This is a genomic window from Phyllobacterium sp. 22552, from assembly GCF_052044585.1.
GTDB classification, from domain to species: domain Bacteria; phylum Pseudomonadota; class Alphaproteobacteria; order Rhizobiales; family Rhizobiaceae; genus Phyllobacterium; species Phyllobacterium ifriqiyense.
Genome location: NZ_JBQENG010000002.1, coordinates 258,993 through 281,304 on the forward strand (window position 1 = coordinate 258,993; position 22,312 = coordinate 281,304).

Here is a 22,312-nt window from a genome sequence, read left to right on the forward strand (position 1 = left end):
ATGATGAGCTTGACGTAAGGTGCTTAAGTCCCTTTGATCGGTAATGATTTGAATGGTTGGAAATATGCCCAAGAACAACGCCTACTCACTACCGAATATCCTGACCTATGCCCGTATCATTGCTGTGCCGCTGGTTGTCCTGTGCTTTTTCATTGAAGGAAGCCTGCAATCAAGCGATACAGCCCGTTGGGCCGCGCTTGCCATATTCATCATTGCCAGCGTTACCGATTTTTTTGACGGCTATCTGGCGCGCATCTGGAAGCAAACATCAACAATAGGCCGCATGCTTGATCCTATCGCTGATAAGTTGCTCGTCTCCGCTTGCCTGCTTCTTTTGGCAGCAGATCAAACTATCGCCGGTTGGACACTCTGGGCTGCAATCATCATTCTTTGCCGCGAAATTCTGGTCTCTGGCCTGCGTGAATATCTGGCAGAGCTTAAAGTCAGCGTGCCTGTGAGCCGTCTGGCAAAATGGAAAACCACGATTCAGATGGTCGCGGTGGCTTTTCTCCTTGCGGGCCCGGCTGGCGACAAGATCGTGCCAATCATCACAATTCTTGGTATCGTGCTCTTGTGGAGTGCCGCACTGATAACTCTCTATACCGGCTGGGATTATTTCCGCGCTGGCCTGAAACATGTGGTGGATTGATCAATGACCAAACTCGTCTATTTCGCATGGGTGCGTGAGCGGATCGGAAAAGGCGAGGAAGTGATTGAGCTTGACCCGGAAATTGTCACAGTCAGCGATTTACTGGCTCATTTGAAAACCCGCGGCGAAGAATATGCCGCGGCTCTCGAATATGAGAATGTGATCCGCGTTGCCATCAATCAGGAACATGTGGAACACGACGCTTTTGTAAAAGGAGCAACCGAAATCGCCCTGTTCCCGCCGATGACCGGGGGATGATATGGACGCGGTGCAGCCACGGATCATAGTTCAGCGTGACGATTTCGATATCGCCGCTGAGATGAGCCAGATTTCCGGACAGAACCGGAATATAGGCGCTGTGGTAACATTCAGCGGTCTTTGCCGCGACGAAGCTGGAACGCTGGCGGCGCTTGAGATTGAACATTATCCCGGCATGGCGGAAGCAGAAATGACCCGCGTTGCAGCCGAAGTGCTGGACCGCTGGACACTTACCGGCCTCACAATCATTCATCGTTTCGGGTTGATCAAACCCGGAGAGAACATTGTTCTTGTCATGGCGGCATCAATCCATCGCGAGGCGGCATTCAATGCCGCTTCATTCCTGATGGATTATCTGAAGAACACAGCCCCGTTTTGGAAAAAAGAACATTTGAATACGGGCGAAGAACGCGGCTGGGTCGAAGCCAAGACCAAGGATCAGGACGCATTCAAACGTTGGCATAGCCTGTGAACCGGCTCGCAACAGGTTCGCTGATTGTTGGGTTTATCGCAGTGTTGGTGCTGGTTATCCTGTCAATCGTGGCATAAGGCCAATAAAAAAGCCGGGCGAACCCGGCTTTTTTATTCATCAGCTTTTAAGAATCAGCCGACGATTTCTGTACCGGAAAACCAGTAAGCAATCTCTTCTGCAGCTGTCTCAGGTGCATCGGAACCATGAACCGAGTTTTCACCGATCGAAAGGGCGAAAGTCTTGCGGATTGTGCCTTCGTCAGCATTGGCTGGATTGGTGGCGCCCATGACTTCGCGGTTGCGAAGGATAGCGTTTTCGCCTTCAAGAACCTGAACGATGGTCGGAGCGGAAGACATGAATTCTACCAGTTCGCCAAAGAAAGGGCGATCCTTGTGCACTGCGTAGAAGCCTTCAGCTTCGCGGCGGCTCATCCAGACGCGCTTGGAAGCGATAACACGAAGACCGGCTTCCTCAAGCTTGGCGGTGATGGCGCCAGTGAGGTTGCGGCGTGTCGCGTCGGGCTTGATCATCGAGAAAGTGCGTTCAATTGCCATGGAAATGAAACCTTGTCATTTTGGGGAGATTGGATGGCGGGTCTATAGCGGCAGGCAGTGCGTTTGCCAAGAGACCTTTTACCCGATGCGCTTGAATGCCCCTCCTGAACTGCCCTCTTATGCCGCAGCCAATACCTTACGGGCTATGCCGCCATGCAGATCGAGACACCGCTCGAACCAGTCTGCAACCGGATCTCCCTCATCAAACAGCTTGTAAGGCGTCAACACTCTTGCCCATTGGAATGCGCCGAAAATAATGTAATCGCCAAAGAGCGGCGTTTCACCGCCAATGAATGGCTGCGAGAGCAGCATCTTGCGGATCGGAGCCAGGCTTTTGGTAAATGCGTCGCGCTTACTATCGCGATCAGCGGCGACATCTTCAAGCTTGCGGCCAAAAATCTGTTCGCGGCTTTCGCGAAAATAAGCCTGGTTTGGTGTGTCCAGCACATCGTGTACCGGCATCAGCACGACCAGATTGAGGAAGGGATGCAGGATCATTTGCGAATACCCCTCGACAAAACGAGCCATGGCGCGGCCGCCCTCGCCTTTGAAAAGTGAAGGACGGTCCGGATAATGATCCTCCAAATAGAGCGCGATGTCGAATGAATCAGCAACGAGCTTCTCGCCATCCCTTACCACCGGGACCTTGGTGGAATAGCCGTTTTCAAGTTTCGGAATATCAATGAAAGAGACCGCATTCCTGTCAAATGGCAGGCCTTTATGAGCGAGTGACATCACTGTCTTCCAGCAATGAGGACTAAATGGGCGGCTCTTGTCAGTACCGACAAGCTCGTGCAGAACAATTCCCATGGCAAATTACCTCGCTCGATATAATATGTCAGCAATACTGACTCTTGTAATGGAGAAGTCAACGGATGGAACAGCATTTTCAGATGCTGGCGGCATATAACCGCTGGGTAAATGAGCGGCTTTATATGGCAGTGGCCGAGCTGGAGGACGAGGAATATCGCCGTGACATGGGCGCTTTTTTTGGCTCGTTGCACAGGACGCTAAACCACCTGCTGGTGACTGACCGCATCTGGATGTTTCGCTTTAGCGGCGAAGGGGATGCTCCCAAGGCTCTCGATGCGATACTCTTTGACAGGTTCAATGAGCTGAAAGCGGCGCGGGAGCAGGAAGATGCCCGCATTTTAAACTGGGTACGGAGCTTGGATAGCAAGGCAATCGCCTCTCGTTTCACCTATACAACCGTGAGTGACATGCGCACCATCAGCCAACGGCTGGCACCAGCTCTGGCGCATCTTTTTAATCACCAAACTCACCATCGCGGTCAGGCTCACGGTATTTTGACGAGTCTTGGAAAGACCTTGCCTTCGTTTGATCTCGCTCAATTTCAAAGGACTGAGGAAGGTAGGCCTTATTCTTGAACTCTTCCTTCAAACTATTGAAAATCTTTGCAAGAACGCAATAGCGCCCTTCGACAAACTCAGGATGAGGAAGGTGGTGGGTTGCAGGCATCAAGAATTGCAGCTTCAGTGATATTATTGCGGAGCATCAACCTTCGTCATGGTGAGCCATCCTGAACTTGTCGAAGGGCGAACCCCGCATAGCAGCCGTGCAATCTGACTTTTAAACACGAATACCTTGCGGAAATGAGATTTCCCGTGCAAAAGCGCGGCCATGCTTATTCTCGACGATATATCCGTGCGGATGGCCGGCCGTTTGCTGATCGATCACGCCAGTCTCAACCTGCCATCCGGCACAAAAGCCGGGCTTGTGGGCCGCAATGGTGCGGGCAAATCCACACTGTTCAAGGTCATCACGGGCGAACTTCACGCTGAAACCGGCGATTTCTTCCTGCCGAAGAATATCCGTATCGGTCAGGTGGCGCAGGAAGCGCCCGGCACAGAAGATTCATTGATTGAAATCGTGCTTGCTGCCGACAAGGAACGTACGGAACTGCTAGCGGAGGCGGAGACTGCAACCGATCCGCATCGTATTGCCGATATTCACATCCGACTGGCCGACATTGACGCGCATTCGGCTGAAGCCCGCGCCGGAGCAATTCTTTCTGGCCTTGGTTTTGATGCGGAAGCGCAAAAACGACCGGCATCGTCTTTTTCCGGCGGTTGGCGCATGCGCGTTGCCCTGGCGGCGGTGCTGTTTGCTGAGCCGGATCTTCTGCTGCTCGACGAGCCAACCAACTATCTCGATCTGGAAGGCACCTTATGGCTGGAAGATTATGTGCGCCGTTATCCGCATACCGTCATCCTCATCAGCCATGACCGCGACCTTTTGAACTCCGCCGTCAACTCCATCATTCATCTGGATCAGACCAAGCTGACACTTTGGCAGGGCAATTACGATCAGTTCGAACGTCTGCGTTCGGAAGCACTGGAATTGCAGCAGAAGGCGCGTACCAAGCAGGAAGCGCATCGCAAGCACATGGAAGCCTTTGTGGAGCGTTTTCGCGCCAAGGCATCCAAGGCCAAGCAGGCGCAATCACGCTTGAAAGCCTTGCAGAAGCTCAAACCGATTTCCGCGCACATTGAGGATCATGTGATGCCATTCCATTTTCCGGAACCGGAAAAGGTCGTGGCCTCTCCTATTATCGCGATTGAAAGCGGTGAAGTCGGCTATACGCCGGGCAAACCCATTCTCAAGCATTTGAACCTGCGCATCGATGCGGATGACCGCATTGCGCTGCTCGGGTCGAATGGCAATGGTAAGTCCACGCTTGCCAAGCTGATCAGTGGCCGCCTACCTTTGCAAAAAGGCAAGATCACGGTTGCTTCGAACCTGAAAATTTCCTTCTTTGCCCAACATCAGCTGGACGATCTCGTACCGGAAGACAATGCCATCGAGCATGTCCGCAAGCTGATGCCGGATGCACCAGAAGCGAAGGTGCGCGCGCGCGTCTCGCGCATGGGTCTTGCTACGGTCAAGATGAATACGGCGGCGAAAGACCTCTCTGGTGGTGAAAAAGCCCGACTTTTGATGGGACTTGCGACGTTTGAAGGGCCAAATCTGCTGATCCTCGACGAACCGACCAACCACCTTGATATAGACAGCCGCGAAGCCTTGATGCACGCGCTAAACGAGTTCGACGGCGCTGTCATCCTGATTGCCCATGATCGCCACCTGATCGAAGCGACAATGGACCGGCTGTGGTTGGTGCGCGATGGCGCAGTTGCGCCTTACGATGGCGATCTTGATGCTTACCGCTCACTGGTTCTGGCTGATGCCAAGGCCGAGCGCTCGGGCAACAAGATCGTGGTCGAAGAAGGCCAGAAGCTCAGCAAAGCAGAACAGCGGAAGCTGGCTGCCCAAAAGCGCGAGGCATTAAAGCCGTTGCAGAAAAAGATTCAGGAAGCCGAAGCACAGGTTCAGCGCTTCCAGAAGAAGATCGACTCGCTGCAAGTCCAACTCGCGGACCCGATCATCTATTCCCGCGAACCTGCAAAGGCGACGCAGATCGGCAAAGAGATTGGCTATGCCAAATCTTCACTGGCGCGTGCCGAGGAAGAATGGCTGGCGCTCTCCAGCGAATATGAAGAGGCCATGGCTGATTTATAATTAAGAACATCGCAAGAGAGGGAACGTGCAGGTCGAAACCGTCCCCTCTCCTGGATTTTTCAGAGTTTCAGAGCCAAGACCCTAGCCCTCCGAAAGTCGGTCAAAGCTTGGGCACATCGATTGCAAGCATTGTCTTTTTGCGCAGCGGCAAAGCATAGCCGGCCAGCAGTGCGCCGAGGCCGATAATCGTCGATACGGCGAAAATGATTATCGATGCATGCCGTAAGGCATCGGGCGTCGTTGCGAGCGGATAGCCGACAGCATTTGCAGCCAGTCCCGCTATGGCGGCCCCAATCGCATAGCCGGCAGATTGCAGGGTTGGCAGCAAGGCAGAAGCTCGATCACGCTCGCCGCTCTTGGCAGCTTCCATCACCGTTTGGCTGAGGAAGCCCCAGCTTATGCCAAAGCCCGTGCCGATCAATATTTGCCCGAGCATGACCACCAGAGGTTCGTCCAGCGAGAAACCAAAGACGATGATCGCAAGACCGCTGACGAGCAGCGTTGGTCCAAGGCGGATCATCCAGGCACGGCGGCGCGGATCCTGAATATTTGCGACAAGAATGGCAAAAAGGCTCCATGCAATTGCAAAAGTTGCGCTGAAAGCACCAGCTTTGGTTGGACCATAACCCCAAAGGTTTTGCAGGGTCATAACCAGATAGACCGAGGTGGAAGCTTGCGCGACCGGCATAAGCAGCACAACCCAAAGGCCAATGCCAACCGTGGAATTGAGCGAAAAGGCATCTGACGGAAAGAGTGGTGTGTCGCTGCGACGATCAATTAGGATGACCGAGGCAAGGACTATGGCTGCACCGGCCACGAAAAGCACTTCCATGGGCACGCTCTGCATGATGCTGGCTAACGCAACGAGCATGATACCGGCACCGATGGCGGATAGCCGAAAAAATGGTACGCTTAATCGCTGTATCTCGCCGGAAAAGCGCGGAACGATGCGGAATGTCAATGCGATGAAGATCAGCCCCAAGGGAACATTGATGAGGAAGGCTGCGCGCCACGAAAGATGCTCGGTCAGCATGCCGGACACCAACGGACCACCGAATGCCGCAATAGCCCAAACGACCGCTTCAGCACCAAACACTTTGGCGACAAGCCGGGACGGAAAGAGTTCCGGGATCAGCGCGTAACAGGTGGCAGCAATAATGCCCTCGCCCACGCCCTGAAGGGCCCGGCCTATCAGGACTTCGGTCATGGATGAGGCAAAGGCCGCAATCAATGTACCAGCCAAAAATACCAGGGCCGAACCGACAAGCGCGGTACGAGAGCCGAAGCGGGCTTTCAGCAAGGCACCGCTGGCGCCGCCGACAATAGAAAACACCAGATAAAGGGTAAATGCCCAGGATATCAGCTCAATACCGCCAATTTCGCCCACGGCAGTGGGAAGCGATGTCGACACCAGAAAACCGTTAAAGGCGAAAAGGGCAACGCCCAGACAAAGTGTCGTTGTGGCTGCCGAATAGTCGGCGGTTAGCAGTTCCGACCAGCGGGCATCGCTGGGTTGAGCATGGTCACTCATGGCATTTCCTCAATTTAATTAGTTTTATGTTTTTATATTCCGCTTTATAAAACAAGCAATAGCTTTTTTAATTTTTATACCTATATTGGCATCATGCAGGATCGCACGACAAATCGCATGCTATATTCCTTGAAAGTGACCGGGGCTCAAACGGCTGCGGCATTAGCGGAACGTCTGGATATTACCGCGGTGGCTGTTCGCCAGATGCTGGGGCGACTGCATGAAGCCGGCCTTGTCGAGTATGAAGACAGCCGTGAGAGCGTGGGAAGACCCAAGAGGTTTTGGCATTTGACTGAGGCAGGAAACGCCCAGTTTCCGGATAACCATGCCGGGTTAACCAGAGATCTCATCGCTTCAATCTCTGCGGTTTTCGGGGAGTCCGGACTGGATCAACTGATTTCTCATCGCGAACAGGCGACGCTTAATCAATATCAGCTTGCACTTGAACCAATTGAAACCCTTGAAGCCAAGGTGGAACAGCTTGCAGCCATTCGCTCAGCGGAAGGATATATGGCCACCAGCACCCGCAACGCAGAAGGCAAACTCGTCCTTGTCGAGAATCATTGCCCTATTTGTGTTGCTGCAAAGGCCTGTCAAAAACTCTGCCGCTCCGAGCTTGAAGTGTTTCAAGCAGCACTTGGGCCTGATGTTGAAGTTACACGTTTCGAGCACATCCTCAAAGGTGCGCGGCGTTGTGCTTATACAATTGCAGCAAGGCCAAAACAAAGCGATCAGCTTGCGATGAAGCTGTAGACCATCGGACTGATGAAACGATCCCCTACCCGCCAATAATCGCGAAGGGGTCCGCCTTCGAGTGCAAAGTCCAGTCTCGTCGCCAATCGGATTGAAGGTGCATTATCCGGATGGATAATCGCCGCAATGCGCCGCGTTTTCAGCTCATCAATGCAGTGGGTCATGATTTTTCGGACAGCCTCCGTCATCAGGCCTTGGCCGTGATATTCGGCCCGAAGAATATAGCCAATCTCAAGCTTGCGGCTGTAGGCTTCGCGATGGTGATAATTGACCATTCCGATACATTCATCTGTCTTGATATCGGCCACGGCCCAAGCAATGGCTGTTTCCGGCTGGGCTCCCTTCGCAAGAGCCCTTACCCAGCCCCGCGTTTCTTGGATATTCCTACAAGGCGCGAAATCCCAATACTGCACCAACTCCTGATTGCCGAGGCAAGCATGGAGACCCTTATCGTCCTTCGGCTCAAACTGACGCAAGCGCAGTCTTTGCGTGACCATAACAGGAAATTTTGTGGCCTGACTGGCCATCATCTGCCCCATTTCGACTGCGGCGGAACCGAAACTGGCGTTGCCCTGCGGCGGCGACGCAAAAATAAAAGCCCGGCTATGCTGATTACGATCAAGGCAATGCCAGCGGGCATGATACGCCAATCGACAATTGAAGCGTTTTTTCGCAAAACCAGATCGACATGAGCCACTTCCAACCCATCAAAATCGCCTGGCCCTAACATGAAGAGATAATCTCCGTCTTGGGCAGGGTTGATATCGCCAATCTCATCGCGATAGATCTGCTGCCCTTGTGGCGAACCTTTATTGGTGGCTTTTGAGCCGGTATAGTTCAATGTTTCAACAAGAACGTCTTTGCCATTATGGGTCACAACTGCTGTTAAGGCGGTGCGGCTTACCGTCGGGATAAAATTGCGAAGTGTTTGCATATCGACAAAGGCGCGCACGGGCGCATCTTCAGCTTTCAAGGCAACCGTGACAGGCTTGTATGGGCCGGGCCGGTCATAAACACGCCAGGTTCCGATCTCCTCTCCAGAGAAATTCAAGGCTGCCCAAGGCCCGCCAATGCCGAAAACAACACCTAGAACAAGCAGAAACAGGAAAACGAAACGCATCGGCGCCTCCCCTCAAAAGCAATTCCAATTTACGCAATTTCGGACGGAAAACCGGTGTCCACTTTTCCTGAATTGCTTTAAGCCTTCTTTTCCCAGCGCCCCTCGGCATTCTGCTGCCAATAGGTCAACGCATGGCCCTGATCTTTCAATAATTTCCATTGGGCCCGAGCCTGCTCAAGCTGCTGCTGATCATGGCCATCAAACATCAAAATAAGGCGCTCATAGTTTTCGGCATCACTTGGGACGGCCCCGTCAACGAGAAACCGGACCGTTGCCGCATTGGGATTGGCATCCGTTGTCGTCAGGATAACCGGCTGTTCTTCAGGATTGGCCTCCTGATCCGTGCCATGGGCAAGAAATGACGAATCCGACCAGGTCCATAAATGATTATCCAGACTGTCGCGCCGTTCCTGCGAGCCAGTCTGGATGACAACTCTCCACTTCCGGTCAAGCGAGCGCTCAACGAGCCCGGGCAACGCATTTTCCAGGGTCGATTCAGTCAAGTGGTAGAAGAGAATTTCAGTCATTTCATTCCGTATGTCAGAATTTCATGCAGTCCGGTCGTGTCTCGACCATACTGGCGGATACACGCATCGAATCCCACCATTCCCGCAAGCGTGGCCTCTCGTCAATCAGCGCGGCCCCTGGTTCCACTGTATCGGCAGCGGCAAGAGTGCTCATCATATAGAATGTGGCAAGTGTTGGCGTTGTGAAGCCGCAGGCAGGTGACTTGTCAAGAATTCCCTCGATAACACCCAGCACCTGTCGGGATTGGGTAATTGCCTCGTCCGTCGGTGCAAGTCCATCACGCCAATAGATCGGAACGTAAAGCCCCCAGACCAATGGCCGGTAGGCATATGCATCAACAATTCGCATGAGCTGCCGCATGCGTGCTGCATCCTTTACAGATGACGGTATCAATGCAGGCTCGTCAAAAACTGCGTCGATATAATGCACAATGGCATCGGTCTCATAAAGACCGAAACCATCTATTTCTATCGCCGGGATTTTTCCGAATGGATGCAGCTGGTCATAGTGAGCCGGGAGCTTTCCTCCCTCGAAAGGGTCAGCCTCCACCATTGAAAATTTGGCTCCCTTAGTGAGGAGGACAAGTCTGACAATGCGTACATATACGCTCTCAAGCGTTCCATAGAGGTTGATCTCCACGGTCAACCCTCAAAATTATCCTGAACAAATCTGTCCAGAAGCCGCACCCCGAATCCTGAAGCCCAGGACTGGCTGTATTCATTGGTGGGAGCGCCTATCGCCGTGGCAGCGATGTCCAGATGCGCCCAAGGCGTATCGCCGACAAAGCGCTGCAGGAATTGTGCAGCTATGATCGCGCCGCCATAGCGCCCGCCAATATTTTTCATGTCGGCATTCTTGGTATCGAGAAGCTTGTCATATTCCGGTCCAAGAGGCATGCGCCAGAGTTTTTCTCCCGTAGCCTGTCCGGCCTCCAAAAGTTGCCCCGCAAGCTCGTCATTATTGGAGAATAGACCCGCATGATGAAGACCGAGCGCTATCATGATCGCGCCGGTTAGCGTGGCGAGATTTATCATGAGCTTTGGCTTGAAACGATCATTGCAGTAGTAAAGCGCATCCGCCAGAACAAGACGTCCCTCGGCATCGGTATTGAGCACTTCTATGGTTTGCCCCGACATAGAGGTCACGATATCGCCCGGACGTTGTGCATCGCCGTTGATCATGTTTTCCACGATGCCGATCACGCCGACGACATTTACTTTTGCCTTGCGCGTGGCCAAAGCATGCATCAGACCGGTGACAGCAGCAGCGCCGCCCATATCGCCCTTCATCTCCTCCATGCCACCCGCGGTTTTGATGGAGAGACCGCCGCTATCAAAGGTGACCCCCTTGCCGATAAATGCGATCGGCTGGTCCTTGCCCTTGCTTCCGTTCCAATGCATCACGGCCAGACGCGCCGGGCGGGTAGAACCCTGTGCAACACCGAGAAGCGAGCCCATGCCCAGCTTTTTCATATCTTTTTCGGACAATATTTCGACCTTCACGTCGAGCTTCTTCAGCTCCTCAATGCGTTCAGCAAATTCGATGGGTCCAAGCATATTGGCAGGTTCATTCACCAGATCACGCGCCAGCACAACGCCTTCTGCGACCGCTTCGGCTTGAGCAAAAGCTTTTTTTGCCGCTTGAGGATCTGCCACGTGAATGGTTATGCGGGCTGAGCGATAATCCTTTTCGCCGTCCCTGTTCTTTTTCGTTTTGTATTTGTTGAAACTATAGGAGCGCAGCAATATGCCGAGTGCAAAATCAGCGGCGCTTGTGGCCGAAATTTGCGTATCTGGAAGCGCCAGAACAATCGATATGTCTTTCACACCGGCCACTTTCGCAAGAGCGGCACCGCCCATTTTCAGCCAATCATCGGCCTTAAGTTTGTCTGGATCACCCGCTCCTATCAATACCAACCGATCAAGTTGCGTATCCGCAGGAGCGATTGTGGAAATACCCGAAGCCAGTTTACCTTTAAAATCCGAAACATTGATGATACGCGACAGCGCATCGGCACCGATAACAGATTCGGCCTCTGCAGAGATCTTACCTTCAGCATTGGCCAGCAAAATGGCAGTCTTGCCTTCGATTGGCGCGTGCTTCGCAAAACTGATGGATGGGCGTTTGGACATGATATCTCCAGATTGAACAAAACGTGATTTTCTTATTTATCAAACGTGATGAAATAAGGGACTCAACGAAGTATGTGGACTAACACCTTGTTAACCAGCTTTCTTCGCCTATTTTTAGCCAAGCCTGACTAGATTGAACTAAAGTCGATATATAGAACACGTAACGGGTTCGTCCCAAAATTCCATGGGCTTCATGGGATAAACTGAACAGCCGGTCTTTCCGGTCCGGTGGTTAAACAAGGTGGCGGAACTCTTCTTGCGAAACATGACATGCGCCTGATTGAGATATATATCTTGCGACGGATCGTCGTCATGTTTTTTGCTGTGCTGCTTTCGGCAGTCGGCGTGACGTGGATTGTCCAGGTGCTGGGGCGCATCAACTTCCTGACGACCAGTGGGCAAAGCTTTTTCTACGTTCTCAAATTCAGTTCCAACCTGCTTCCATCCGCCTTCCCGCTTGTTATGCCATTTGCGCTGGTGATTGCTGTTACGCAGACGCTTTCGACAATGAACCAGGATTCAGAGCTTGTCGTTATCAATGCCGCGGGCGCGCCGCGCTCGGCGGTAATCCGCCCCGTTCTGCTTTTTGCCGCCTTCGTTTCGATATCGTCATTCGTGATCGCAAATTTCATTGCGCCCTACTCCACGCTCAATATGCGCCAGATGATTGCCGACGCGAATGCTGATGTCGTTAATCTTGTGGTGCAGCAAGGCGCTTTTCAGGAACTGGCGGACAATCTCTACATTCAGATCGAAGCACGCGATTCCAACGGCTCCATCAAGGGACTATTTGTTTCCGATTCCCGCGATCCAACGACAGACCTCATTTATTACGCCAAGGAAGGACTGGTCGTTGAAACGGGAAACCAGAATCTGCTGGTCATGAAAGACGGTGAAATCGATCGCCGCGATGTCCAGACCGGGAATGTTTCCATCATCAAGTTCAATACATATGCGCTTGATCTTGCAGCATTTTTGGCGGCAGATGAGAAAGAGCCGACCATTTTTGCGAAAGACCGCCCTCTGGATGAACTGTTGAATCCTGATCCGAACGACAAGCAATATAAGAGCAACCCACTGCGCTACACGTCTGAACTATACAAGCGATTCACTGAGTGGAGTTATGCCTTTGTGTTTGCGTTGATTGCGCTGGCGGCGGCTGCCGATTCACGCTCCCATCGCGAGGCCCGGATTTCGGCCTCGTTTACCGCTATTACGCTCAGCCTCATCGTATTCTGGATGGCCTATTCGACGGGGCAAAACACCAATAAAAATGCAGACCTGCTGCCACTGCTGGTCGCGATACCACTGTTTGCGGGTCTGGCTGCAACCTATGCTTTGGTCACAAACCGGCAAATCGGTTTGCCTGATAGTTGGACGAAGTGGCTGAAATCAAACCTGGCAGCCCGGCAGGAAGCTTTTGCCGGCGTAGGCACGAAGCTGTTCAGTCGCAAACGCGGAGGCAACCGCAAATGATAGGTTGGACTCTGGGTCGCTATTTCTTTTTGCGCTACGTGACAATCACGGCATATTTTTTGCTGGGCAGTTTCGCGCTGGCACTCATTCTCGATTTTACGGAGCTGTCGGGCAAATTATCGGCATTACCCGACTATTCGCCACTTGCCGCATTCGGCATATCGGCGATGCGCATCCCTTTCATCATGCAGCAGGTCTTTCCATTCATCGCCCTGTTTTCGGCAATGGCAACGTTGATTTCCCTGAATCGCAAGTACGAACTTGTTGTCGCTCGTTCAGTTGGGGTTTCAGCGTGGCAGTTCCTGTTGCCAGCCTGCGCAGGTGCCCTGCTTTTTGGTCTTATTGCCATATTACTGGTCAATCCCCTCGCCGCTCACGGCTATGAGCGAAGCGAGCAAATCACCTCCGCCTGGCGTTCCGGCAAAGCCAATGATGTTGGCACGAACCGCGTTCCGTGGCTCCGCCAAAAGACTGAAGATGGCGAAACCATCATCGGTGCCAAATCTATCGTCAATCGTGGTTTACGATTGGTTGACGCGACTTTCATTCGGCTGGACAAGAATCAGGACATTCGGGAACGGCTTGATGCGCGAACCGCTGACTTGAAAGATGGCTATTGGGAACTGAACAATGTGACCAAATTTGTGCTTGGCGAAACCCCGGTTCCGTTGGATTCAATACGTATTCCGACGCATCTTCGCCCTGAATTCGTTGAAGAAAGCCTCGCCAAGCCTGAAACAATTCCTTTTTTTGAGCTGCGTAACAAAATTGCCGCAGCCCGTTCTTTTGGTTATTCAGCCAACAGTTTTGACATGCATTTCCAGTCTTTGCTGGCTTTACCGGCTTTGTTGATGGCGATGACTTTGATCGCCGCGACAGTTTCGTTGAAATTTGTTCGCTTTGGACAATCCGGAACGATGATTCTGGGTGGCGTCCTGGCGGGCTTCGTGCTTTATGTCGTCACTGTTGTGGTCAAGGCATTTGGCAATGCGGGATTCGTCCCGCCTTTCATAGCCGCATGGACACCCGTGTTGATTGCAACATTTTTTGGGGTCTCCTTTCTGTTGCACAAGGAGGATGGTTAGAGTGGGATTGAATGTAACGCGCTCGGTGTTACCGTCGTGGCTCGCACGTTTGTTGTGCGGGACGGCAGTGCTATGCCTAGCGGGCGGGATTTCGCTCCCAGCCTATGCCCAGACAAATGATGCACTTGTGGGCACTGTCCAGACTAATCCAAATGCACAGCTTCTTCTGGAATCAGACGAGCTTGTCTACGACATCAATGCCAAGACGATTTCCGCCGTTGGTGGTGTGCAGATTGACTATGATGGAAACCGGCTTGTCGCGCGTCAGGTCACGTATGACCAGAATACCGGCCGCCTGAAAGCCATGGGCAAGGTTGAGATTGTCGAAAAAGACGGCAATCGGATTTATGCCGAGAATCTCGATGTCACCGACGATTTCCGCGAAGGCTTTGTCAATGCCCTGCGCGTTGAGTCCGCTGACAATACGCGGTTCGCAGCCGAAAGCGCCGAGCGTATTGGCGGCGAAATTACAACCTTTAACAACGGTATATATACTGCCTGCGAGCCTTGCCGGACAAAGCCGGACAAAGCTCCACTCTGGCAGGTCCGTGCGCAAAAGATCATTTGGAACGGCAAGAAGAAGACCATTCGTTTCGAGCGTGGCCGTTTTGAAATGTTCGGCATGCCATTGGCGTTCCTGCCAGCCTTCGAAATTGCAGATCCGACAGTCAAGCGCAAAAGTGGCTTTCTCATTCCAAGCTACAAGCATGAAACCAACCTCGGATCAGGCGTTTCCGTGCCGTATTTCTGGGCCCTTGCACCCAATTATGATCTGACGCTTACCGGTACTTATTACAGCAAGCAGGGTTTCCTCGGTGAAGCTGAATGGCGCCATCGCCTGAATAATGGCGAATATTCGATCAAGGTCGCCGGTATCAGTCAGCGCGATCCGGAGGCGTTTAAATACAATGACTATCGTGACAATCTAGACGACTTTAATGTCGATCGCGATAATCACGGCCGCGGCATGATCGCGACGAAGGGGGCTTTGCGTATCAATCCGCGATGGACTGTCGGCTGGAATGTTATGGCCCAATCGGACAAGGCGTTTGCCTATCGATATGGCATTGATCAATATGACAATTACGATATCACCAATGAGGTTTATCTGACGGGCATCAATGATCGAAACTTCTTTGATCTTCGCTTCTATAATTTCCTTGTTCAGGAATCGATTGGTAATGATAATTCCAGCGCCCAAGAAACGAAGCAACCTTGGGTAATGCCAAGTTTGGATTACGCCTTCACGCCCACACAGTCGGTTGCAGGCGGCGAACTGAATTTCGATGTTAATTTGCAAGCGCTTCATCGCGACAGGCAAAGTGGTACCGGATTCAGCGACCTTACACGTGAAGGCTATATTTCTGGCATCAAAGGCAATGATGGGCGTCTGACCGCTGAGGCGGAATGGAAACGCACATTCATCGCGCCTAACGGTCTGGTTATTACACCCCTTCTCGCTCTGCGCGGTGATGGCATGTATGTGGATTCCGACACAGCCGGTATTGTGCGGTCTGAAGCCTTCCGCGGCATGGCGACAGCAGGTCTTGAAGCCAGATGGCCTATCCTGTTCTCAACGACCAGTTCGACGCATGTGCTGGAGCCGACTGCTCAGCTATTCGTTCGTAATAATGAGCCCTATGCGGGCGAGATGCCGAACGAAGACGCACAGAGCTTTGTTTTCGACGCATCCAGCCTGTTCGAGCGTGACAAATTCTCCGGTTATGACCGGGTTGAAGGTGGCACGCGCGTCAATCTCGGCGTTCGCTACTCCGGTACGTTCAGCAATGGCCTGTCGCTCAATGGTATTGCTGGCCAGTCATTCCATATCGCCGGAAAAAATTCGTTCAATACGAATGACTTCGTGAATGTTGGCGCAGAGTCTGGCCTTGAAGATGACCGTTCAGACTATGTTGCGATGATCGGTGCCAATTATGGCCGGTTCAACGTGACAACTGGCGGGCGCTTCGACAAGGACACATTTGAGGTTCGCCGCGCCGAAGTTGCCAGCACAGCGGATGGCAAGTATGGCTCAGCCTTTGTCAAATATGCATTCATTGACAAGCAGGAGACTTACGGGTTTCCGACAGACCGCCACGAGGTGACGGTAGGCGGCTCTGCCAAGCTAACACCGAACTGGCGTGTTCTCGGCTCAGGGACCTATGATCTCGTATCCGAGACGTTGGTGAAGCGCACCGCAGCGCTGGCCTATGATGATGAATGCTTCACATACAGCATGTATTATCAGCAAGAGCAGCCTGTGACCGTTAATGGCGCAGAGGGCGACAAGACGACGAAATTCGGGTTCAATATCTCGTTCAGAACGCTCTGGGGCGTTGGTGAGCCAGTTGATATTGGCGGCATCTAACCATCACGTTTGACGACCGCTCTTGCGGTCAGTCACGCTTTTGCCTTAGTAAAGCGACAGTAATTACGCTACTACACCAAAGCACTAAGGCTACAGCCCGCTTATTACATGCGGACAATGATTGGATAATTAGGAATGATGGCGAGGAACCATATTATTGCAGCGGCTTTGTTTGCCGTAATCGGCTCGAGTCTCACGGCGGGAACAATTCTACCTGCAGCCGCAAGCGAAATCAAAGTTGTTGTCAATGGTGCTCCTATCACCGATTACGATATTTCACGGCGCGCCGCCTTCCTGAAGTTGCAGCGTAAAAAGGGCGATGCCAAAGAGGAATTGACCGAAGAAGCATTGAAGCGCCAGGAATTGCGGCGGCTCAACCTTCTTGTTGGCGATGGCGAAGTCAACGATGCTTTCGCCCGCTTCGCAACCAATAACAAGATGACATTGGCTCAGCTTAATAGCGTCCTGGACAAGGCTGGCGTTACCGCCCAGCACTTTAAGGAATATATCCGCATTCAGATGAGCTGGGGCCGCGCATTGGCGACCCGCAATCGTTCGCAGGGCGGCGCTAAGTTTACCGAGCAGGATGCAGTTCAACGCATGCTCAAAGATGGCGGCAAGAAACCTGTTTCTACTGAATATCAGCTTCAACAGGTGATTTTCGTTGTACCGGCAAACAAGCGCGACAGACTTGCAAAGCGTCGCAGCGAAGCCAATGCAATGCGCGCCAAGTTCAACGGCTGCGATGGCACGCGCGATATTGCCAAAGGTACACTTGACGTGACCGTGCGTGACCTTGGCAAGTTTATCGAGCAGGAACTTCCCCCTGAATGGGCAGCTCAGGTAAAATCGACATCAGTTGGCCACGCCACCGCTACGCTTGATACCGATAAGGGCGTTGAATATCTGGGTGTCTGTGCAACACGCCAGGTCTCCGATGACCGCGTAGCCCGTATGGTATTCGCGCAAGAACAAAATAGCGGCAAAGGCGATGCGACAGCAGAGGCCGTTGATAAGAAATACCTTGATGAACTGCGCGCCAAAGCCAAAATCACCAACGAATAGCAGTGTTCGCCTTCGGCACGATGCCGCGTCGAATAAATAAGACTTGCTCTACCTCATAGAAGACGGGGCGTGCCCATGACTGCCATCGCTGTAAGCTGCGGCGACCCTTCGGGCATCGGTCCTGAAATTGCCATTGCCTGTTGGTTGAAGCGCAAGCAATTGGGTCTGCCGCCGTTTTTTCTGCTCGCCGACCCGGCGCTGATTGAAGCGCGCGCAAAGCTTACAGGGCAGAATTGCACGATTGCTATTTCAACGCCGGTGAAGGCCGAAGGCCTATTCGCTGATGCGCTCCCCGTCGTGCCGCTTGAAAACGCACAAATTGACCAGCCGGGAACACCGCTGGTCGAGAATGCCCCGGGAACGATGGAGGCTATCGAGCGCGCAGTTGCATTAAGCCTGTCAGGCGAAGCGCGCGCTGTCGTTACCTGCCCCATTGCAAAGAAACCGCTTTACGATGCTGGATTTCGTTTTCCGGGCCACACAGAATTTCTTGCACATCTTGCCGCTCAACATCTCGGACATGACGTCACGCCCGTCATGATGCTTGCCGGGCCACTGCTTAGAGCGGTTCCCGTGACCATACATATAGGCATTGCTCAGGTTCCGGTTGTTCTGGATATCCCAACCATCGTTGCAATATGCCGTATCACCGCCGCAGCGCTTAAAAACCAGTTTGGTATCGCCGAACCTCGGCTTGCAATAGCCGGGCTTAACCCCCATGCGGGCGAAGGCGGCAGCATGGGTACCGAAGATGAAATCATCGTCGGGCCCGCTATCCAGATTCTTCGTGCCGAAGGTATTGACGCACGCGGGCCCCTGCCAGCCGATACGATGTTCCATCCGGCAGCCAGAGCAACATATGATGTTGCGATATGCATGTATCACGATCAGGCACTGATACCGGCAAAGACACTTGGATTTGACGACAGCGTCAATGTTACGCTTGGTTTGCCCTTCATACGCACCTCGCCCGACCACGGCACTGCGTTTAATATTGCGGGGACCGGACAGGCTAAGCCCGACAGCCTGATCGCTGCAATCCGCCTTGCCGATGAACTCGCATCGAACAAAGAAGAAAAGAATATCGCATGAGCATCGACGACCTTCCCCCCTTACGCGAAGTCATCGAACGTCATGAACTGATGGCGAGAAAATCACTCGGCCAAAACTTTCTGTTCGATCTGAACCTGACCGCAAAGATCGCCCGTCAAGCCGGGGATCTTGAAGGGCAGACTGTTATTGAAGTTGGCCCCGGCCCCGGTGGTTTGACGCGCGCGCTTTTGGCACAAGGCGCCAATGTCATCGCCATCGAACGCGATGAGCGCTGTCTGGCTGCTCTTCAGGAAATTGCCGACCATTACCCGGGCCGTCTTCGCGTCATCCCGGGCGATGCAATGGAAACCGACTTTGCGGCTCTGGCAGGCGACAGCAAGATAAAGATCGTCGCAAACCTGCCCTATAATGTTGGAACACCCCTGCTGGTCGGCTGGCTATTGGCAGAGCCCTGGCCGCCATTCTACTCTTCGCTGACCCTGATGTTTCAGCGCGAAGTGGCCGAACGCATCGTCGCACGACCGGGATCGGACTCCTATGGGCGACTTGGTGTGCTTGCAGGGTGGCGTACAGAGGCGAGAATAACCTTTGACGTGCCGCCGCAGGCCTTCACCCCGCCGCCAAAGGTTACCTCATCAGTGGTGCATCTGGTGCCACGGGAGGCACCATTGTCCTGTGATGCTACGGTTTTAGGCAAGGTTACGCAGGCTGCCTTCGGTCAGCGCCGCAAAATGCTACGGCAAAGCGTCAAATCGCTGGGTGGCGAGGCTCTGCTGGCAAAGGCGGGAATTGATCCCACCCGGCGCGCCGAAACATTGTCTATCGATGAGTTTGTGGCGCTTGCAAATTCGCTCTAGTCCAGCTTTTCTTCCAGTAGTCCGTTGACGAAATCAAACAGGCCGGGCGAGCGATCACGGCGCAGACGCTCCGCGGTGACGATAGACTGGACCTGATTATAGGCACGGTCGAGGTCCTTATTGACGATAACGTAGTCATAAGAACGCCAACGCTCGATCTCATTGCGCGCATTTCGCAGGCGCATCTCGATCACTTCTTCCGTATCTTCGGCACGGCGATGCAGACGCTGCTTCAGATCGGCCATGGAAGGCGGTAAAATGAAAATGCTGACAACATCCCCCTTCATCTTTTCCTGAAGTTGAAGAGCACCCTGCCAGTCAATATCGAACAGCATGTCCTGACCATCGGCGAGCGCATTTTCGGCAGCCTCGCGAGGCGTGCCGTAAAAATTGCCGTGAACCTCTGCCCATTCGATCAACTCGTCGCTGTCGCGCAACCGTTCGAACTCACGCACCGAAATAAAGTGGTAATGGACACCCTCGATCTCACTTGGGCGGCGTGTTCGTGTTGTAACGCTGACTGACAGCGCCAATTCGAGCTTTTCTTTATCGTTCAGCAGCAGGCGGGCGATCGTCGATTTACCGGCACCGGAGGGCGATGAAAGCACCAGCATGAGGCCGCGTCTTTTGATAGCGTTGAGCATATCTACTCCAAATTCTGTATCTGCTCGCGCAATTGATCTACAACGGCCTTAAGGTCAAGACCTATGGTTGTAATTGATGCGGCGTTTGCCTTTGAGCAAAGTGTATTTGCTTCCCGGTTAAATTCCTGTGTCAGAAAATCCAGCTTTCGCCCAGCGCCGTTTCCATCCGCCAAAAGAAGCCGCGCTGATGTCACGTGCATTTCAAGACGATCAAGCTCTTCCTGAATGTCCGCCTTTGTTGCCAGGAACGCCGCTTCCATATGCAACCTTGCCTCATCGAGCGCTGGTGCGGCATCAAGCAGAAGGGCGACCTGTGCGGAAAGCCTGCGCTTTATCGCTTCAAGCGAGCGGCTTGGATCGCGCTTTGCCCGTTCAACCAGCGCTTCAACGGCAGACACTTGCCGCGACAATATCTCGCCGAGCGCGCTTCCCTCTGCCCGGCGATCCTGCTCAAGCCTTACAAGCGTCTCTTCGAGAACCGCTAGCGCTAAATCATCCAGCTTTGACTGATCTTCCGGTGTGACAATATCCTGCGGCACTTCAAGTACGCCGCGCAGCGCCATCAACCCTTCCGGCGTTGAGGGCGCGAGATTGAATTCTTCACGCAACCGCCCGGCGATTGATGCCAATTCCTCAAGCAATGGCCGGTTAACCACAGTCCTGGCAGAAGCGCCTTCCGTTTTGTCGACAGTCAATGCGGCCTGAAAATTGCCTCGCTTGAAATGCTGTCCGAAAAGCGCCCGGGCTTTTTGATCAATCGCTTCAAAGCCTTGCGGCAGCCGAAAGCGTACATCGAGCCCTTTGCCATTGACCGATTTGATTTCCCACGAAATCTGCACTCCGGGAAAAGTCCGGAGGTGACGGGCAAAACCCGTCATACTCTGCAATGACATATGCTTCCCCCTTGGCCCGGCATTCTTTCCGGTTAATTTGCGACGCCGCCCTCAACCGGCACGGCATTCTCGTCCCCCGTCGCGGCTTTTGCGGCTTCATCAAGCCTGTTCTTTTCGACTTCGCGCCACCGCTTTACGTTCTCATTATGCTCTTCCAGAGTCGCAGCAAAGACATGGCCTCCAGTGCCATCGGCAACGAAATATAGATCTTTCGTCTGCGAAGGATGGGCAACAGCCTCAAGGGCGTCACGACCAGGATTGGCAATAGGACCAGGCGGGAGACCATTAATTGTGTATGTATTATATGGCGTGGGCTTTTCGATATCCGACTTCAGGATTGCGCGGTCCGCAGGGCGGCCTTTTCCTCCAAAGAGACCATAGAGGATCGTCGGATCAGACTGCAGGCGCATGCGCTTGTTCAGCCGGTTGATGAATACGGAGGCAACACGCGGGCGCTCATCAGCCTTGCCGGTCTCTTTCTCGACAATAGAAGCGAGCGTGACAAACTCTTCAATGGTTTTTAGCGGCACGCTTGGATCGCGGCGCTCCCAAATATCTTCAACCAGCTTCTTTTGGTCCGCCTGCATTTTCTTCACGAGTTCTTCGCGGGTCGTGCCACGGGAAAACCGCATCGTATTGGCAAAAAGCGAGCCTTCCTTTGGCATAATAGTTGGTAAATTGCCGGTCAGAACGTCATCCTCGCTGATACGCTGGAATATCTGCTCGACAGTCAGACCTTCCGGTATGGTGAGAGAGTGCAGAACAGATTTTCCGCTGCGCAGCAGGTCCATGATCTCGCGCATGGATGCGTGCGCCTTGATCTCGTATTCGCCGGCCTTCATGTTACCCTGATGGCCATAGGCCTGTACGCCATATTTGAATATGCGTGCGTCAGAGATAATCCCACGGCGCTCAAGTCCGTCGGCTATTTCAATAATACCGGAGCCACTCTTGACCACGTAATTGGTGGTCACATCATTTGGGCCGGGTTCGTTAAATTCGACCTTGCCAAAATAAACAACAGCAGCCGCGGCGAGCACAACCAGCACAACCAGTGACAGCATGAAGTTTGCAAAAACGACGATCTGGCTTCTGGCGCGGCGTGAGCGGCGTTTCGGCGCTGGTGGAGGCGTGCCTGGTTCTGGACGCAAAGCTTCAGATGCCGACTGCGGGACAATAGGCTTACGCTCCGGCGTACCGGAACTATTTGTCTCTCCAGACTGCTGATCTGAACTCACGCAAGCACCTCGGGACGAATTAGCGGTTATTTTGCCGTTCACCCAGTGAATGAAGGAACGGCAACTTTGCAGATGGCGCATAATACAGCTCAAATCAAA

General features: G+C 53.1%; 23 protein-coding genes. 12 read left to right on the plus strand and 11 right to left on the minus strand.

The features are described 5' to 3' along the window. The first annotated feature begins 64 nt into the window (after window positions 1–64). From pgsA to ACTJI9_RS05400, 3 genes are read left to right on the plus strand one after another with little or no spacing between them, the layout of a single operon-like run. Window positions 65–649, plus strand: a complete 585-nt coding sequence (gene pgsA / locus ACTJI9_RS05390) for a CDP-diacylglycerol--glycerol-3-phosphate 3-phosphatidyltransferase (protein ID WP_115051772.1) — start codon at window positions 65–67, stop codon at window positions 647–649. A 3-nt stretch (window positions 650–652) separates the two neighbouring features. After that, window positions 653–907, plus strand: a complete 255-nt coding sequence (moaD, locus tag ACTJI9_RS05395; RefSeq protein WP_440806502.1) for a molybdopterin converting factor subunit 1 — start codon at window positions 653–655, stop codon at window positions 905–907. A 1-nt stretch (window position 908) separates the two neighbouring features. Then, a complete protein-coding gene (locus ACTJI9_RS05400) occupies window positions 909–1,379 on the plus strand; it encodes a molybdenum cofactor biosynthesis protein MoaE (RefSeq protein ID WP_307284064.1) in 471 nt (156 codons plus the stop codon). Between the two features lie 131 nt (window positions 1,380–1,510). Here the strand turns inward: ACTJI9_RS05400 and ndk are convergent, their stop codons facing one another. Together ndk and ACTJI9_RS05410 are read right to left on the minus strand one after the other, a co-directional pair. Beyond that, complete coding sequence (gene ndk, locus ACTJI9_RS05405) at window positions 1,511–1,933, minus strand: nucleoside-diphosphate kinase (RefSeq protein WP_115051775.1); 423 nt, start codon at window positions 1,931–1,933, stop codon at window positions 1,511–1,513. A 117-nt stretch (window positions 1,934–2,050) separates the two neighbouring features. Then, window positions 2,051–2,743: a glutathione S-transferase family protein gene (locus ACTJI9_RS05410; protein WP_440806504.1), complete on the minus strand. Its 693-nt coding sequence runs from the start codon at window positions 2,741–2,743 to the stop codon at window positions 2,051–2,053. 65 nt (window positions 2,744–2,808) lie between these two features. Between ACTJI9_RS05410 and ACTJI9_RS05415 the strand changes: the two genes are divergently transcribed. Then, window positions 2,809–3,321: a DinB family protein gene (locus ACTJI9_RS05415; RefSeq protein ID WP_115051777.1), complete on the plus strand. Its 513-nt coding sequence runs from the start codon at window positions 2,809–2,811 to the stop codon at window positions 3,319–3,321. Window positions 3,322–3,574: 253 nt separating this feature from the next. Next, a complete protein-coding gene (locus tag ACTJI9_RS05420; RefSeq protein WP_115051778.1) occupies window positions 3,575–5,470 on the plus strand; it encodes an ABC-F family ATP-binding cassette domain-containing protein in 1,896 nt (631 codons plus the stop codon). Window positions 5,471–5,570: 100 nt separating this feature from the next. On the opposite strand, the gene ACTJI9_RS05425 is transcribed toward ACTJI9_RS05420, so the two are convergent. Continuing rightward, on the minus strand, window positions 5,571–7,001 hold the full coding sequence (locus ACTJI9_RS05425) for an MFS transporter (protein ID WP_440806507.1): 1,431 nt from the start codon (window positions 6,999–7,001) through the stop codon (window positions 5,571–5,573). A 117-nt stretch (window positions 7,002–7,118) separates the two neighbouring features. On the opposite strand from ACTJI9_RS05425, the gene ACTJI9_RS05430 reads away from it, so the two are divergent. After that, window positions 7,119–7,754, plus strand: a complete 636-nt coding sequence (locus tag ACTJI9_RS05430; RefSeq protein WP_307284048.1) for a helix-turn-helix transcriptional regulator — start codon at window positions 7,119–7,121, stop codon at window positions 7,752–7,754. Here ACTJI9_RS05430 and ACTJI9_RS05435 read toward each other — a convergent pair. From ACTJI9_RS05435 to ACTJI9_RS05455, 5 genes are all read right to left on the minus strand, one after another. Continuing rightward, complete coding sequence (locus ACTJI9_RS05435) at window positions 7,733–8,284, minus strand: GNAT family N-acetyltransferase (RefSeq protein WP_354344901.1); 552 nt, start codon at window positions 8,282–8,284, stop codon at window positions 7,733–7,735. The two genes, ACTJI9_RS05430 and ACTJI9_RS05435, sit on opposite strands and share 22 nt — an antisense overlap. Then, window positions 8,281–8,874 (minus strand): hypothetical protein, encoded by a 594-nt coding sequence (locus ACTJI9_RS05440; protein WP_440806511.1) that lies wholly within the window; start codon window positions 8,872–8,874, stop codon window positions 8,281–8,283. Before ACTJI9_RS05440 ends, ACTJI9_RS05435 begins: the two co-directional genes overlap by 4 nt. Before the next feature lie 77 nt (window positions 8,875–8,951). Next, window positions 8,952–9,401, minus strand: coding sequence for a DNA polymerase III subunit chi (locus ACTJI9_RS05445; protein WP_115051783.1), 450 nt, complete (start codon window positions 9,399–9,401; stop codon window positions 8,952–8,954). 13 nt (window positions 9,402–9,414) lie between these two features. Next, a complete protein-coding gene (locus ACTJI9_RS05450) occupies window positions 9,415–10,041 on the minus strand; it encodes a glutathione S-transferase family protein (protein ID WP_336441927.1) in 627 nt (208 codons plus the stop codon). Window positions 10,042–10,043: 2 nt separating this feature from the next. Then, the gene (locus tag ACTJI9_RS05455; RefSeq protein ID WP_440806513.1) at window positions 10,044–11,534 is read right to left on the minus strand and encodes a leucyl aminopeptidase; all 1,491 of its coding nucleotides are present in this window, start codon (window positions 11,532–11,534) and stop codon (window positions 10,044–10,046) included. Between the two features lie 270 nt (window positions 11,535–11,804). Here ACTJI9_RS05455 and lptF point away from each other — a divergent pair, with 270 nt between their 5' ends. The 6 genes from lptF to rsmA all read left to right on the plus strand — a co-directional run bounded on the left by lptF (window position 11,805) and on the right by rsmA (window position 19,438). Then, the gene (lptF, locus tag ACTJI9_RS05460; RefSeq protein WP_115051786.1) at window positions 11,805–13,010 is read left to right on the plus strand and encodes an LPS export ABC transporter permease LptF; all 1,206 of its coding nucleotides are present in this window, start codon (window positions 11,805–11,807) and stop codon (window positions 13,008–13,010) included. Further along, a complete protein-coding gene (gene lptG / locus ACTJI9_RS05465) occupies window positions 13,007–14,095 on the plus strand; it encodes an LPS export ABC transporter permease LptG (protein WP_115051787.1) in 1,089 nt (362 codons plus the stop codon). Before lptF ends, lptG begins: the two co-directional genes overlap by 4 nt. A 1-nt stretch (window position 14,096) precedes the next feature. Then, complete coding sequence (locus ACTJI9_RS05470) at window positions 14,097–16,463, plus strand: LPS-assembly protein LptD (RefSeq protein ID WP_440806515.1); 2,367 nt, start codon at window positions 14,097–14,099, stop codon at window positions 16,461–16,463. A gap of 135 nt (window positions 16,464–16,598) precedes the next feature. Continuing rightward, window positions 16,599–17,528: a peptidylprolyl isomerase gene (locus ACTJI9_RS05475; RefSeq protein ID WP_307284024.1), complete on the plus strand. Its 930-nt coding sequence runs from the start codon at window positions 16,599–16,601 to the stop codon at window positions 17,526–17,528. 75 nt (window positions 17,529–17,603) lie between these two features. Continuing rightward, entirely contained in the window at window positions 17,604–18,620 is a 1,017-nt protein-coding gene (gene pdxA / locus ACTJI9_RS05480) for a 4-hydroxythreonine-4-phosphate dehydrogenase PdxA (RefSeq protein WP_440806518.1), read from the plus strand. Continuing rightward, a complete protein-coding gene (rsmA, locus tag ACTJI9_RS05485) occupies window positions 18,617–19,438 on the plus strand; it encodes a 16S rRNA (adenine(1518)-N(6)/adenine(1519)-N(6))-dimethyltransferase RsmA (protein WP_115051791.1) in 822 nt (273 codons plus the stop codon). The genes pdxA and rsmA overlap by 4 nt, the downstream gene beginning before the upstream one ends. On the opposite strand, the gene gmk is transcribed toward rsmA, so the two are convergent. The 3 genes from gmk to mltG are packed head-to-tail and all read right to left on the minus strand — an operon-like array spanning window position 19,435 to window position 22,243. Further along, complete coding sequence (gene gmk / locus ACTJI9_RS05490; protein ID WP_307286473.1) at window positions 19,435–20,052, minus strand: guanylate kinase; 618 nt, start codon at window positions 20,050–20,052, stop codon at window positions 19,435–19,437. The genes rsmA and gmk overlap by 4 nt on opposite strands. A gap of 32 nt (window positions 20,053–20,084) precedes the next feature. Then, on the minus strand, window positions 20,085–20,975 hold the full coding sequence (locus ACTJI9_RS05495) for a YicC/YloC family endoribonuclease (RefSeq protein ID WP_440806521.1): 891 nt from the start codon (window positions 20,973–20,975) through the stop codon (window positions 20,085–20,087). Window positions 20,976–21,007: 32 nt separating this feature from the next. After that, entirely contained in the window at window positions 21,008–22,243 is a 1,236-nt protein-coding gene (gene mltG / locus ACTJI9_RS05500) for an endolytic transglycosylase MltG (RefSeq protein ID WP_440806935.1), read from the minus strand. Window positions 22,244–22,312: the final 69 nt, after the last annotated feature.